The 14,146-nt window shown below is 67.8% G+C and carries 14 protein-coding genes and 1 tRNA gene; 6 read left to right on the top strand and 9 right to left on the bottom strand.

The genetic code is table 11. From position 1 onward, the window contains the following. Together Q664_RS39190 and grpE are read right to left on the bottom strand one after the other, a co-directional pair. The gene (locus tag Q664_RS39190; RefSeq protein WP_052519211.1) at window positions 1-1,680 is read right to left on the bottom strand and encodes an Hsp70 family protein; all 1,680 of its coding nucleotides are present in this window, start codon (window positions 1,678-1,680) and stop codon (window positions 1-3) included. Continuing rightward, complete coding sequence (gene grpE / locus Q664_RS58430) at window positions 1,677-2,204, bottom strand: nucleotide exchange factor GrpE (protein ID WP_043408212.1); 528 nt, start codon at window positions 2,202-2,204, stop codon at window positions 1,677-1,679. The genes Q664_RS39190 and grpE overlap by 4 nt, the downstream gene beginning before the upstream one ends. Window positions 2,205-2,619: 415 nt before the next feature. Here grpE and Q664_RS53240 point away from each other — a divergent pair, with 415 nt between their 5' ends. Together Q664_RS53240 and Q664_RS60290 are read left to right on the top strand one after the other, a co-directional pair. After that, complete coding sequence (locus Q664_RS53240; RefSeq protein WP_160174596.1) at window positions 2,620-2,889, top strand: DUF6603 domain-containing protein; 270 nt, start codon at window positions 2,620-2,622, stop codon at window positions 2,887-2,889. Further along, complete coding sequence (locus tag Q664_RS60290) at window positions 2,834-3,802, top strand: DUF6603 domain-containing protein (protein ID WP_326938777.1); 969 nt, start codon at window positions 2,834-2,836, stop codon at window positions 3,800-3,802. The genes Q664_RS53240 and Q664_RS60290 overlap by 56 nt, the downstream gene beginning before the upstream one ends. A 94-nt stretch (window positions 3,803-3,896) precedes the next feature. Here the strand turns inward: Q664_RS60290 and Q664_RS39205 are convergent, their stop codons facing one another. The 5 genes from Q664_RS39205 to Q664_RS39215 all read right to left on the bottom strand — a co-directional run bounded on the left by Q664_RS39205 (window position 3,897) and on the right by Q664_RS39215 (window position 7,364). Then, entirely contained in the window at window positions 3,897-4,280 is a 384-nt protein-coding gene (locus tag Q664_RS39205; protein ID WP_043408216.1) for a DUF3969 family protein, read from the bottom strand. 14 nt (window positions 4,281-4,294) lie between these two features. Next, on the bottom strand, window positions 4,295-4,537 hold the full coding sequence (locus Q664_RS58435) for a hypothetical protein (protein ID WP_152622596.1): 243 nt from the start codon (window positions 4,535-4,537) through the stop codon (window positions 4,295-4,297). Between the two features lie 25 nt (window positions 4,538-4,562). Next, window positions 4,563-5,840, bottom strand: coding sequence for a SitA5 family polymorphic toxin (gene sitA5, locus Q664_RS39210; RefSeq protein WP_235217063.1), 1,278 nt, complete (start codon window positions 5,838-5,840; stop codon window positions 4,563-4,565). A gap of 305 nt (window positions 5,841-6,145) precedes the next feature. Beyond that, window positions 6,146-6,241: transfer RNA gene (locus tag Q664_RS58440), tRNA-Sec, on the bottom strand. Between the two features lie 46 nt (window positions 6,242-6,287). Further along, on the bottom strand, window positions 6,288-7,364 hold the full coding sequence (locus tag Q664_RS39215) for a metallopeptidase family protein (protein WP_052519233.1): 1,077 nt from the start codon (window positions 7,362-7,364) through the stop codon (window positions 6,288-6,290). Between the two features lie 90 nt (window positions 7,365-7,454). On the opposite strand from Q664_RS39215, the gene Q664_RS39220 reads away from it, so the two are divergent. Both Q664_RS39220 and groL read left to right on the top strand, forming a co-directional pair. Next, complete coding sequence (locus Q664_RS39220) at window positions 7,455-7,811, top strand: response regulator (RefSeq protein ID WP_043408217.1); 357 nt, start codon at window positions 7,455-7,457, stop codon at window positions 7,809-7,811. 156 nt (window positions 7,812-7,967) lie between these two features. Next, entirely contained in the window at window positions 7,968-9,608 is a 1,641-nt protein-coding gene (groL, locus tag Q664_RS39225; protein ID WP_043408220.1) for a chaperonin GroEL, read from the top strand. Window positions 9,609-9,680: 72 nt separating this feature from the next. On the opposite strand, the gene sinK is transcribed toward groL, so the two are convergent. Next, window positions 9,681-11,237, bottom strand: a complete 1,557-nt coding sequence (gene sinK / locus Q664_RS39230; protein ID WP_043408223.1) for a hybrid histidine protein kinase/response regulator SinK — start codon at window positions 11,235-11,237, stop codon at window positions 9,681-9,683. Between the two features lie 160 nt (window positions 11,238-11,397). Here sinK and Q664_RS39235 point away from each other — a divergent pair, with 160 nt between their 5' ends. Then, window positions 11,398-11,793 carry a demethoxyubiquinone hydroxylase family protein gene (locus Q664_RS39235; protein WP_043408226.1) on the top strand — a complete coding sequence of 132 codons (396 nt, stop codon included), beginning with the start codon at window positions 11,398-11,400 and terminating at the stop codon, window positions 11,791-11,793. Window positions 11,794-11,800: 7 nt separating this feature from the next. Here Q664_RS39235 and Q664_RS39240 read toward each other — a convergent pair whose 3' ends face one another. Continuing rightward, window positions 11,801-13,177, bottom strand: a complete 1,377-nt coding sequence (locus Q664_RS39240; RefSeq protein WP_043408229.1) for a GGDEF domain-containing protein — start codon at window positions 13,175-13,177, stop codon at window positions 11,801-11,803. A gap of 49 nt (window positions 13,178-13,226) precedes the next feature. Between Q664_RS39240 and Q664_RS39245 the strand changes: the two genes are divergently transcribed. Next, window positions 13,227-14,039, top strand: coding sequence for a chemotaxis protein CheW (locus Q664_RS39245; protein WP_043408232.1), 813 nt, complete (start codon window positions 13,227-13,229; stop codon window positions 14,037-14,039). The last annotated feature ends 107 nt before the right edge of the window (window positions 14,040-14,146 follow it).

Consider the following 14,146-nt stretch of genomic DNA (forward strand, 5'->3'; position numbering starts at 1 on the left):
TCAGGGCTCCGGCAGTCCCGGCGCGTGTTCGAGATTGAGGAAGAAATCCAGGAGCGCCTCCTCCGCGCGCTCGCGCGCCACGCCCTGGGCCCGCGCGTATTCGTCGAGAAGCCGCTGCAACCCGGCGCGTTGCTCGGGAGGGAGTTGCTCGAGCAGGGCGTGCCCCTTGCGCTCCACCGCGCTCTGTCCCGGCGTCAGGGCCGGCACGGCCTTGCCCACGTCCGCCACCGAGAGGGCCACCGTCTTGGCGTTCGTCGTGCCGGGCTGGCTGACGGACACCTTCACGACCCCGTTGAGGTCGTAGGTGAACTCCACCCGCACCGGTGAGTTCGCGGGCCGGGGCTCGAGCGGGAACTCGAAGGCCCCCACCCGTGTGTTCTCCGAGACCCGGCGCGACTCGCCCTGAAACACCTCCACCTGGACGAGCTCCTGCTCGGGCACCAGGGTGTAGAACTCCTCCACCTTCGTCGCCGGCAACACCGTGTTGCGGCGGAGGACCGGGGCAAAGGTATCCGGCATGGCGCTCCCGAGGTCGTCCTCTCCGATGACGCGCATGCCCAGGCTATGCGACGCCACATCCACGAGGATGCGTCCCACCGGCTCGCCGGACAGCATGCCGGCCTGGATGGCCGCGCCCAGCCCCACGGCCAGGTCTGGATCCACTTCCTCATGGACGTCTACGCCGAAGGCTTCCTCCAGCATCTGACGGACCCGGGGGATCCGCGTCGAACCTCCCACCAGGCATATCTTGGACAGCGACTGCCCCTCGAGCCGGGCCTCCGCCAGGGCCTGGCGGGTCAGGGCCACGGTGGATTCGAGCAGCGACTCGATGAGCACCTCGAAGTCGCGCCGCCGCACCTCCAGCTCGAGGTGGATGGGCCTGCCTTGCGACTGGGTGAGGAACTCCTCCTTCACGTGCACGGAGATGTCCGTGGACAGACGGATCTTCGTCTCCTCGGCCAGCTGGCGCAGGCGCGCCATGGCCCGCACGTCCTCGCGAGGCTCCACGCCCTGCTTCTTGAGCTCCTCGAGGAAGAGCTGAACGAGCTTGTCGTCGAAGTCGTCCCCACCCAGCTGGGTGTTGCCCGCGGTGGAGCGCACTTCTCGCACCCCCTGGAACACCTCGAGCACCGACACGTCGAACGTGCCGCCCCCCAGGTCGTAGACGAGAAGGATCTCTGGCTCGGCCACACGGAGGGCCTCGGGATGCAACACGCGCTCATACAGGAGCGAGGCGCTGGTGGGCTCATTGAGCAGCCGCAACACGTGCAGCCCCGCGCGCTGGCCGGCTTCGAGGGTTGCGCGGCGCTGGGCGTCATCGAAGTAGGCGGGCACGGTGATGACCACGTCACGCACGGGGACGCCGGTGGCTTTCTCGGCTCCCTGCTTGAGCGCGGACAGGATTTCGGCGGAGACCTCCTCGGGAGACACCTCGCGCCCGGCGATGGAGTAGCGGTGGAGCGTCCCCATCTTGCGCTTGGCCGAGCGGATGCATCGCTCGGGCCTCAGCATCTCGAGGTTGCGCGCCTCGCGCCCCACGACGACACGATTGTCCTCGTAGAGGACCACCGAGGGAACGATGCGACTGCCGTCCACGGGCACGGCTACCGGCAGACCCTCCACGAGGTGGGCGATGACGGAGTTGGTCGTACCCAGATCGATTCCAAAGACATGGCTCAAGGGGTATTCCTCACGATGAGGGCTTCGCCCTCGCGAATGAGACGCTCGCCCCGCAGAGCGGCGGCGCGAACCACGCGGGCAATGGCGCCCTCGGCGAAGCTGGGGTGCGGCTGAGTGCCTACAATCCGGAACAGGCGCCCGTCTGGGATGTGGCCGATGGAGGTCAGGCGTGTGAGCCCGGAGGCGGTCAGGAAGCGCTCGAGCCGGGCCGCGACTCCCATGAGTCCCGATGCGAGCGCCGCATCCGCGGCGACGCGTGAGGCCTCTTCGAGCAGATCCAGGGCATCCAGGAGCTCGTCCCAGGGGGGCTCGTGCCCCGAAGGGTTGCCCGGCGCAGCGCCGCGGAGAGAAGAGAGCGAGCCCCTCAGCTCCGCGAGTCCTCCTTCCAGCTTGCGCTCCAGATCCTCGACATGGAGTGCCAGACGGGCCTGGGCCCGGGAGGACTTCTGGACGGCATCCAGAAGCAGGGGGCCCCAGTTGGGAGGCGACTCCGCGGGGAGTGTAGTCCCGGGGAGGCCGGGCACTCCTGAACGTCCAATGAACAGGCGTCTCAGCCAGGTGAGCATCTAATCAACGCCAATCGTTTCCGACGGGCGCTCCATACAAAACAGAACGGATGTGTCTCTCATTCCTCTGTCGGTACCAGCATTTCTGCGGACTACTTCTCCCGTGGGATCCATGGCATGACCTCGCCCGTCATGTCCAGTACTTCCTCGTCGCTTCCATCCCCCTTGGGAAGGCCCTCTCCCAATGAGTGGCTACAGGCGATGTCTTTTGTTGAGAGTGAGGCGGAGCGAAGCCGCATACCGCGGCTCCATCTTCAACCAGAACCCGCCTTCGCACTGAAGGACCACCTGGGGAGTCTCCCCTTGGGGCTACCCTATGCGGTAGGATGCTTCGTCGGTGCGCGCGCGCCACGGGCGCTCCACACTGGGCCCGGTGCAGCTCAATCGGGTCGGAGTCCGCTACAGCGACCAGAACCTGTGGCTCCTCTTCGACGCGGCATTGTCGATCGGGGCGTTGCGCATCGGCCTGGAGGGCCTGGGGGTCGGCTCGCCGCTGACCCGGATGGAGCCGCACTTCACGTTGCACGGCCTGGAGGTGGACTACCAGAGCGAGGGGCTGGAGGTCGGCGCGTCCCTGCTGCGGGGGGGTGTATTCGTATACGGATCCCGATACCGGAGAGGCGAGCGAGTTCGAGGAGTATGATGGCGTGGCGATCGTCAAGATGGAGGAGCTGTCGATCTCGGCGATCGGCTCGTACACGACGATCCATGACGAGCCCTCGCTCTTCGTCTATGCGCTGCTGAACGAGCCGCTTGGCGGGCCGCCGTTCTTCTTCGTGACCGGCCTGGCGTTCGGTTTTGGCTACAACCGGGAGCTGGTGAAGCCGCCGCTGGAGCAGTTGACGAGCTTTCCTCTCGTGGCGCAGGCGATTCGCGGCGATGGCCTCGAGGCGGGCGCCGGCCGAGAGACGCTGCTCGCGGAGCTCGAGTCGCTGCACACCTACATTCCGCCTCGAACGGGTCAACACTTCCTCGCGGTCGGGGTCAAGTTCACCACGTTCGGGCTCCTCGACTCGTTCGCCCTGCTCACCCTCGAAGTGGGCAAGACGCTCAGTGTGAACGTCCTGGGCCTCTCCACCCTGGTGTTGCCGCCCGCCAAGGGGGGAGCGCAGGCCACCCAGGAGCCGCTGGCGGAGCTCCAGGTGGCGTTGCGCGCCAGCTACGTCCCGGAGGTGGGGGAGCTGAAAGTGGACGGGCGCCTGACGCCGGCCTCCTACATCCTCTCCAAGGACTGCCGCCTCAGCGGGGGCTTCGCCTTCAGCTGGTTCAAGGGCCCGCACCACGACGATTTCGTGGTGACGCTCGGGGGATACCATCCGAGATTCGAGGTTCCCTCCCACTACCCGGTGGTACCGCGGCTGGCGTTCAACTGGCCGGTGGACAGGCATACCCACATCAAGGGGGACATGTATTTCGCCTTGTGTCCCCATACCGCGATGGCCGGAGGGAGCCTGGCCACCTCGTTCCAGTCATCGGACAACTGCCCCAGCGTCAGCTCGGACTCGGAAGGAGGGGAGTACACCGAGTACAGGTGCTTCTCCGGGATGTTCCAGTAGAAGTCCTCGGTGAGGTCGATCTCCGTGCGGCCTGTCCGCTCCAGGTGATCGAACAGGGCATCTGTCGCCCGTCGTAGGTCGGAAAGCTGGATCTTCACGGGGCCCTCACCAGCCACTTCTCGCCAGCAAGGTCGGACGGATCGAGATCCGCCAGGGCCTTCAAGAGTTCGGCTTCGACATCCGCGATCGCGCTGGCCAATTTGTCCGGGATGAGGTCGGCCACATCTTCAAGTTCGGTGGCCATGTGGAGGGCATGACGAAGTGCGGGGTGAGCGTCGAGTTGGTCGAGTCGCGCCAGCAGGGCAGGTCCGAAGAGCCGGTGACAAGCGTAGGCAGGGCTGAGCGCGCCCGCGACCAGCGCGCGACACATGCCGAGGGCGGCTACGGCGACGAGTCGCTGCACTTCATCCCCGTCCTTTGCTCGGAGCCACAAGATCTGCTCCGCGTATGCTCCCTTGATTGTGCTCTTGTCGTCCATGCGATGCCTCAACGTCAGTTGCCGAATTCAGCATCGAACGCGGCGATTGCCTCCTCAAGGGAGGCATAGGGTACAGAGCGTTGATCAGGAGCTTCCTCACAAAAGAGTTCCCAGAGCTGCCGATCATGATGATTCATAGATTCCGGACGCACTGGTAGGTTGATCCAGTCAGCGCTTTGGACGACAAAGCCTCCTTCTGGAATCAGTTCAAAGCATCGGTAGATAATGGCTTTTTCGGCACTGATGCGACGGAACACATTGATCAGTCTATACAATGTTGAGCTACTCATTTGGGGGCACCCACTTTCCGCTTTGGATTCGCGATTGCGTATTTGACCTTGAATTTCTGAATTGCGTGACGATCTCGCCACTCTCGTCCGTGATCACGACCCTGTCGCCAGATACATGCACGGTGTTCCCCGTTTCAGAATCGGTGAACTTGCGTCCCTCCCTGATGACTCGATTCGCATCCCCTACCTGCCTGTGGGTATCACCACCGCGTGCCTCGTCGGCTCTCTGCTGGCCGTGTTGGGTTCGTCCAGCGGAGCCCGGACCGGCGCCCTGACCATCCCGGGCTGTCATCGCTACCGCGCCCGGCGCCAGGGCGATGGTGACGGTCTCGGCACTCACGGCGACCGTCTTCACTTCCCCCACAGCCGCGAGCCGGATGCCCACCTGCGTTTCGGCTTGTACGGCCGCCTGCATGGAGCCGGGCAGCTTCGGCACCTTCGCGGCCAGTCCTGGCGCCGTGTTGCCAATGGCCGCCATGGCCAGCATGGCGAATGCTCGCGCCGCGTTGCGGCCCATGAGCTTGCCGTACCGCTCGCCCGCTGCGCGCAGCGCGTTGAACGTGGTGGCCCGGTCCGCCTCGTCCATCAGCCGTTTGAAGCCCACGACGAGGCCCCAGAAGGTATCGACGCCCACGTAGGAAATGATCGTGGCGGTCATCACGGCCGCGAGGCCCTTGGAGATCGTCACGTCGGGAATGGAGACGAGGAGCATGTACGTGGTCCAGGTCCAGAGCACGGCGGCCACCATGGTGTGGGGGTCGGCCATGTCCTTGAACGCCTCCAGCATCTCGTCCAGCACGGCGCCCTTGGCCAGGGCCATGGCGAGCGCGAAACGACCATCCCCGTTGACGGTGGGGCCTTCCGTCAGCAGGCGGAGACAGTCCCCGGGCCTGCCGGTGCGCTCGCACCAACGCAGGTAGTCGCGCGTCAACTCCACCTCCGGTGTTGTGGACTGCCCCTCCAGGTGCTCTCCCGGCTTGAGCGGAGTGATTCGATGGCTGGGGGTCTCGTACGAGTACGAACCGCTCCGCGCTGCCATCTCGAACAGCCGCCGGGCGGCTTCCTGGGGCCGAGTGGGGGGCCGAACATCCCGAGCCAGTTTTGACACGGCCTCCTCGAATTCGCCGTTGCCCAGCGTCACCGGCCTGGCGCCGGAACGAGGAGTGAAGACAAGGGGGTCGGTCTGGCCCGTGTCCAGGCGCACGACCCGGGAGACGGTGCCACACCCGACGAGGAGAACCAGCATTACGGTCGTGCAGCACAGCTTCATGGGGATTCCTCCTGGCCACCCCCTCTATGGGTAGTCAGTTTGGAAGAATACCCAACGGGTATGACCCCCCGGAGCGGGGATCACGGGAAGGTCACTCCGCCCAGGGTGACAGGCCGACCTCCGTTCTCGTTCCACAACCCGTGGAGGAACTGGAGGGGCTTGCCGAGCGCATTTGGCGACTCTTCTCACGGAGGTTTGCGATCCGCTCGCTGTTGAACGGCAGGCGCCGGGAATTGCTCCTACCGCACCGGAAAATGCACGCAGAAAGAAGTAGCTCGAATCGTGCCGAAGGACACCAAACGGGTCGGTAGGACAGAGGAATCGAACCTCCCAGGGACATGTCTCCATGCCCCCCACCGGTTTTGAAGACCGGGCCGGCCACCAGGTCCGGAGGTCCTACCACTCGCGATTACTGCCGGGCCGTGCCTTCCGCGTCAACGCCGCGTTTCAGTCCAACCCGCGCTGCCACAGATCGTCCTCGTCCAGCCCCATCAAATGCCCGACCTCGTGCATCACCGTGATGCCGATCTGCTCGATGAGCTCCTCGCGCGTCTTCGCGAAGCGCTCCAGGTTCCTCTGGTACAGCACGATGGACGCGGGGTAGGGGTCGAAGTTCCCCAGGATGCTGTGGCGCTCACCCACCGGCGAGCCCCGGAACACGCCCAGGATGCACGGCGACAGCGGCGGACTCTCCCCCAGCAGGTCCTCGTCCTTGGGAATCTCCTCCACCGCGATGGTGACGTTGTCCAGGTACTCCTTCACGTGCCCGGGCAGCGCCTTCACCGCGTCCTCCACCGCCTTGTCGAAGGCCTCCTCGCCCAGCTCCACCGGCGGGGGGAACTCCCGCGGCGCCACCGCCTGCGCCTTCCCGAACCGCTTGCGCGCTTCCTTCCCATCTCCCCGCCGCTCCGCCAGCAGTCCCAGGTAGTGGTGCGCCCACGGCTCGTCCGCCGCGTCCTTCAGCACCTCCTCGAACGCCATCTGGGCCTCCGGGAACCGGCACAGCTCGAACAGGGCGATGGCCCGCTCCACCTGCGCCTCCACCGACCTCGGCACATGCCCCAGCGCCGCGTCCAGGCTCGCCATCGCCCGCGCACACTCGCCCACCTGGTTCAGCCCGGTGCCCTCCAACAGGAGGAACTCGAAGAGCAGCTCCACGTCGCCCGCCCGTTGGGCCAGCTTCCGGCCCCGGGCGCACAGCTCCAGGCCCTCTTCCACCGCCTCGCGGTCGTCTCCCGCCCGGCACACCAGGCACTCGGCTGCCCCGAGCAGCAGCTCCACGTCATCCGGGGCCGCCTTCAGGGCTTTCCCGTATGCCTCCAGGGCCTCCTCCATCCGCCCCAGCTCCACCAGGGTGGCCGCCCGCCAGTGCAGGGCCTCGGGCAGCCCGGGGGCCTCGGCCAGCAGTGCCTCCGCTCCGGCCAGGGCCTCCGCGAAGGCGCCCTCTTCAAATGCCGCCGCCACCCCGTCGAGCCGAACCTCCACGCCCGACGGCGCCGCCTGCTTCGACGTACGCTTCCCCATGCCCGGCCACATACGAACCCCTTCCGCGCGTTGTCAACGTGCGTCACGGCTGTTACGTTCCGCGCCCCCCCGACTCTCTCCTAAGGGCCCGTGAACATTCTGGTCGTGGATGATGACGTCGAGCTGTGCACGTTGCTCTCCCGGTTCCTGGAGAAGCACGGGTACACCGTCTATTCCGCGGCAGACGCTTTGCAGGCCCTCGACATCCTCGAGCGCCACGACGTGGGCCTCGTCATCAGCGACTACCGGATGCCCCACATGGATGGCATCCAGTTCACCGAGATGCTCAAGGCCGACCCCCGCCACCAGGGCACCTCCGTCATCCTCATGACGGGCAACGCCGATGGCAACGTGCACGACAAGGGCCTGCGCAAGGGCGTGGCCATGACGCTGGAGAAGCCCCTGGACTTCAATCAGCTTCTCAACCTCGTGCGCTTCGCCGAGTAGCCCGCCCACCACCCGGGCCGTCCGCTCCCCCACAGCCACTCCCTTCCGTGTTGACAACCCGGGGCCGGCTCTTATTTTGGCGCTCGCCTGGGCCGAGTGCTAACCCCCGTACCCCGGCCCGCGTAGTCCATTCTTCAATTTTTTCAGGAGGTTACGATGGCAGCCAAGGAGATCTTCTTCCACCAGTCCGCCCGCGACGCGATCCTGCGTGGCGTGCGCATCCTCTCGGACGCGGTGGCGGTGACGCTCGGTCCCAAGGGCCGCAACGTGGTCATCGAGAAGTCGTTCGGCTCGCCCACGGTGACCAAGGACGGTGTGACGGTCGCCAAGGAGATCGATCTCGAGAACAAGTTCGAGAACATGGGCGCCCAGATGGTCAAGGAGGTGGCGTCCAAGACTTCCGACAAGGCCGGTGACGGCACCACGACGGCCACCGTGCTGGCCCGGGCCATCTACGAGGAGGGCCTGAAGCTGGTGGCCGCCGGCCACAGCCCGATGGACCTCAAGCGCGGCATCGACAAGGCCGTGGAAGTGGTGGTCGCCGAGCTGAAGAAGCTGTCCAAGCCCACGGCCGACAAGAAGGCCATTGCCCAGGTGGGCACCATCTCCGCCAACGGCGACGAGACGATCGGCAACATCATCGCCGACGCCATGGAGAAGGTGGGCAAGGAGGGCGTCATCACGGTGGAGGAGGGCAAGGGCCTGGAGACGACGCTGGACGTGGTCGAGGGCATGCAGTTCGACCGCGGCTACGTGTCCCCCTACTTCGTCACCAACAGGGATCGCATGGAGGCCGTGCTGGATGACGCCTACCTGCTCATCAGCGAGAAGAAGGTCTCGGCGATGCAGGATCTCATCCCCGTGCTCGAGCAGGTGGCGCGCTCGGGCAAGCCGCTGCTGATCATCGCCGAGGACGTGGAGGGCGAGGCCCTGGCCACCCTGGTGGTGAACAAGATCCGCGGCGTGCTGAACGTGGCGGCGGTGAAGGCGCCGGGCTTCGGTGATCGCCGCAAGGAGATGCTGCAGGACATCGCCACGCTGACGGGCGGCACGGTGGTGAGCGAGGAGCTGGGCCACAAGTTCGACGCCCTCACGCTCAACGACCTGGGCCGCGCCAAGCGCATCACCATCGACAAGGACAACACCACCATCGTCGACGGCGCGGGCAAGCGCGAGGCCATCGAGGGCCGCATCAAGCTGATCCGCGGCCAGATGGAGACGAGCACCAGCGACTACGATCGCGAGAAGATGCAGGAGCGCCTGGCGAAGCTGGCCGGCGGCGTGGCGGTCATCCACGTGGGCGCCGCGACCGAGACGGAGATGAAGGAGAAGAAGGCCCGCGTCGAGGACGCGCTGCACGCCACCCGCGCGGCCGTGGAGGAGGGCATCGTCCCCGGCGGCGGCGTGGCCTACCTGCGCACCCTGGCCGCCCTGGACAAGATGAAGCTGGGCGGGGAGCAGGACTTCGGCGTGGACATCATCCGCAAGGCCCTGCAGGAGCCGCTGCGGAAGATCGCCTCCAACGCGGGCCTCGAGGGCGCCGTCATCATCAACAAGGTCCGCGAGGGCCAGGGCGCGTTCGGCTACAACGCCCGCACGGACGTGTTCGAGGACCTGGAGAAGGCCGGCGTCATCGACCCGACCAAGGTGGAGCGCACCGCGCTGCAGAACGCGGCCTCCGTCGCCTCGCTGCTGCTGACCACCGAGGCCATGGTCGCCGATCGTCCCAAGAAGAAGGGCAAGGGCGCGTCGGCTGGTGGCGCCCCGGACTACGGCGGCGACGATCTGGAGTACTGAGCCCCCGTGACTCGAGTTGAGCCCCCGGCCCCGGGTGCCTCCCTCGTGGAGGTGCTCGGGGCCGCGGTGTTTTCAGAGCGGCTGGCCCAGGAGGCGGGACAGCTCGTGGCCGAGCTCCCGGGCCTCCAGGTCCCGGGGCAGGCACCCGGACGCGCCAGCGCGCAGGGCCTCCAGCACCAACTCCTGCGAGAGGTACCCGGCGAGCACCACGAAGGGTGCCCCCTGGCCCAACGTCCGCGCCAGGTCCAGCGCCTGCCGGCCGTAGGTGCCGGGCAGCTCCCAGCTCACCACCACGGCCGCCGGGGGCTCCGCGGCGGGCTCCGCGGGCGCGCCCGTCAGCACCCGCGCCTCCAGTCCCACCAGGGCGAGCGCCTCGGTGAGCCGCCGGGCCGAGGCCGGGTTGTCCTCGAGCACGTCCACGCGGCGGCTCGCTCGTGGCAATCCCCGCTGGGTGGGCACGGCCCGCGTGAGGGCCTCGCGCAGCTTGGTGCGCACCTCGCGGATGTCGTCGAAGGGTTTGAGCAGGTAGTCCAGCAGCCCCAGCTCCAGCGCCTGCTGCGCCGTCACCAGCGAGGGGTAGCCCGTCATCAGGATGACGCGCGAGTGGGGGTCCATCCGGCGCGCCTGCTGGGCCAGCTCCAGGCCCGAGAGGCCCGGCAGGTTCTTGTCCGTGACGATCAGGTCCACCGGGCCGCGCTTCAGTTGCTCGAGCCCCTCCTCGGCGGTGGCGGCCTCGAGCACCTCGCACTCCCGGCCCATCAGATCCTTGAAGACGCTGCGGATGATCTCCTCGTCATCCACCACCAGCAGGCGGCGGCGCGCGGGGGCCTGCGCGGGAGCGGGGCCCGGGGCAGGGGAGGTGGCTGACGCCGGGACGGTGCCCGGGGCGGGGAAGAGGACGCGGAAGACGGTGGTGGGCGGAGGCTGAGCCGTCAGCACCGAGGAAGGGACGAGCTCCAGCCGCGCGTGGTGCTCCTGCGCGATGCGCCGGCACACCGCGAGCCCCAGCCCGGTGCCTCGCTTGTTGCCCGTCACGTAGGGCTCGAAGAGGTGGTGGCGCACGGCCTCGGAGACGCCCGGGCCCCAGTCCGCCACGTACATCACCGGCGATGTCCCCTCGCGCCCCAGCACCACCTTCACGCGCCCCGGCCCCGATACCGCGTCACGCGCGTTGTTGAGCAGGTTGAGGGTGAGCTGCTCCAGCAGCCGGCCATTGCCCTGGACCGTCAGCTCCTCGGGTGCCTCCACCTGGAGCGTGACGCGGGCGGAGTCCGGGTTGAGGCCGAAGGCGCGCGCCGCCGCCTGGACGTGCGTCACCAGCGACACGGCCTGCTGCGGCGCGGGGCGCTCGCTGGCCAGCCGGGTGAAGTCGGAGATGATCTGCTCCATCCGCTCCACCTGGGCCAGCATCTGCCGCAGGGGGCCGCGCGTGCCGATCTCCTCGGACAGCATCTGGGTATAGGCCTTCACCCCCAACAGGGGTTGGCGCAACTCATGGAGCACTTCGGCGGCGAGCCGGGTGGAGCCCGTGCTGGTGCGTTGCAGTTCAGCCGCGGCGGCCTTCGCCGCTGGCAGATCGCCCGCTTCCAGGGCCTGCAGCAGGTGCGCGAGCGGGACCGGGATGTCCATGGTTCATCAGCATGGCCGAGCCACCCGCCTTGCCGCAACGCGAGGCGCCGGATTCCGTTGACCAGCGGCCCTGGCGCACGGATGCTTCCGGCGCCTACAGCTTCTTCCGCTCATACTGGCCGTTCGCTCATACTGGCCGTACGTCCTCGGGGAGTCCCTCATGCCGCAGACCAATCCGTTCCACTCGATGGTGCCCAGGAAGTTGACGGACTCGGAGCTGGCCCGCGCCATCCGGTTGGACATGGAAGCGGAGCTGGACGCCATCAACCTCTACGCCGCTCACATCGATGCCACGGACAACGAGGACGCCAAGGCCATCCTCCGTCACGTCATGGACGAGGAGCGCGAGCACGCCGCGCTCTTCTGGGAGCTGATCGCCCGCCTGGACCCCGCCCAGGCCGAGCACATCAAGGTGATGTCGGAGAAGTTCCGGCTCATCGTCTCCGGGGCCTCGCACGAGGCGGTGGAGGCCGCGGGAGAGGGCGGTGGCGGTGGTTCCGCCGCGGCCGAGCCCGGCATGGACAAGCGGCTGACGGTGGGCTCGCTGCGGCGCTGAGCCCGGCTCAGCTCCCGGTGGGCTGGCTGTGGCGCGCCGGGGGCGTGGCCTCCAGGTCCCTGGTGGCCATGTAGACGACGTTGCGGCTGCCCTTCTTGCCCCGGTACATGGCCCGATCCGCCAGGTCCAACAGCGTGGCCTTGTCCTGCGCGTGCTCGGGGAAGCTGGCCATGCCGATGCAGGTGGAGAGCGCCAGCGCGTGGCCCTCGCGCGCCAGGAAGCGGTGGTTCTCCACGGTGCGCCGGATGCGCTCGGCCACCTTCAGCGCCCCGCCCGAGTCGGTGCCCCGCAGCAACACCACGTACTCGTCTCCGCCGTAGCGCACCGCCACGTCGCGGTCTCGCACGCACCCCTTGAGCACCCGCGCCATCTCCACCAGCAGTTGCGAGCCCACCAGGTGCCCGTGGGTGTCGTTGACGCTCTTGAAATAGTCCAGGTCCAGGAAGAGGAGGCTGAAGACGCCATGGGTCTGCTGGGCGTTCTTCACCTCACGGTCCAGCACCAGGTGCAGGTAGCGGGTATTGAAGAGGTGGGTGAGGTCGTCCAGGTAGGCCAGGTCCTCCACCTCGGCGATGCGGCCCAGGTTGCGCAGCGCGAGCGCCAGACAGCGGGCGAGGAATCCCGTGGCCTCGGCGATGCCCTCGGGCGGAGAGCCGGGGTAGAGCAGGACGGCGTAGCCGAGCAGATCCTCTCCCTCGATGGCGGGGACGGCGAGGGCGCGCGGCCAGAGGCCTGGCAGCCCCTCCAGCACCCGCACCTCCCGGGAGGTGCCCAGGCGCGGCGCCACGGAAGCGATGAGGGTGGCCTCCTGCGTCTGACTGCTCAGTCCCTGGGTGCCCAGCAGCCGGGTCCGGCCGCTGCCATCGGACTGGAACAGCATGGCGGCGCCAGCCGAGCCCATGGAGAGGAAGGAGGCGCAGGCCGTCTCCGACAGCCGGGCCCGGTCGAGCGTGGTGGAGATGCGCTGTCCCGTTTCCAACAGGGAGACGTACCGGCGCAGCGCGGCGTTCTCCGTCAGCAATTCACGCGTGGCGAGCGCCCGGTTCACGGCGTGCTGGAGCACCTCCGGCGCCACCGGCTTGACGAGGTACTCCGAGGCCCCGCTTTTGATCGCGCGCACCGCCGGGTCCACCTTGTCCAGGCCGGTGATGACCACCACCTCGATGCCCGGGTAGTGCTCCTTGGTGTGGCGCAGCACCTCCATCCCGTCCCCGGTGGGGAGGATGAGGTCCGTCACCACCACGTCATAGGACGCCTGGGCCAGTGCCTCCTTGACCTCCTGGACGCTGGCCACGGCGGTGACTTCGTGGCCCACCCCACGCAGGTAGTCCCCGTAGAGGGCCCGGGCGATTTTTTCGTCATCGACGAGGAGGAGGCGCGCCATCTCACCGAAGGGCTTACCACCCCGGCTCGGGGGCTGCTAGCCTGCCTCCGTGCCTCCCTACGAAAGCGGACGCCGGCTCTGTCTCCTGATGGAAGCGGGCGATACCCGCTTCTCCGTCGAGGCCACCTCCGTCATGGAGGTCGCCGCGCCGGGACCCGATGAGACCAGCCTGCGCGGCGTGCTCGAGGTGAAGGATCTGTCCGTGCTGCTCGGTGGTGAACCAGAGCAGACCCCGGGCATGGTGGTGGTGTTCGACGTCAGCCCCACCCTGGCCGTCCGCGTCCGCTCCATCGTCGAGGTGACGGACGTGGCCCCGGCCCCCCACTTCCTTCTGCCCACCGGGCTGGGGGACACGCTGGCCGCGCTCAGCCGCAGCGCCGTGCTCCACAAGGAGCGGCTCTACCTGGAGATCAACGCCGAGGCGCTCCCCCACGAGCCCGGTACCGTGCGCCCCCCTCCCCAGCTCCCCGTGCGGCTCGCCGAGTTGACGCCTGAACGCTCGCTCGTCTTCGAGTCGCAGGGGCGATTGTTCGGTCTCCCACTGTCCTGGGTGTCGCAGGTGGTGATGCGCGGGCCCGCCTTCAGCGCGCTGCCCGGGAAGAGTGGGGCGGTCGCGGGCGTCATGCCCCATGGACAGGCCCTCTGGCCGCTGTACTCGGCTCCGGCGCTGCTGGGGGGCGCCTCCCGGGCGGAGGACTTCCTGGTGCTCGCCGAGGTGGAGGGCCGGAGCCTGGGCCTGTGCGCCTCGCGCGTGCTGGGCGTCCACCCCCGCTTCGAGCCCGCAGGGGAGCCGGGGGAGTTCATCGCGCCGGGAGTCCCCGGACCCGTGCTCTTTCTGGACCTGCGGCGCATGTTTTCTTGAGCAGCCGCTTGTTTTCTTGAAGGCCCGGGTGCCGAACCGTAAGCTGCCCGGCTTGATAGTGGGACCCAGAGTCCCGATTTCTCACCGAATTCCAGGGGGTTTGGACC

It is taken from the genome of Archangium violaceum Cb vi76 (genome assembly GCF_000733295.1).
GTDB classification, from domain to species: Bacteria; Myxococcota; Myxococcia; order Myxococcales; family Myxococcaceae; genus Archangium; species Archangium violaceum.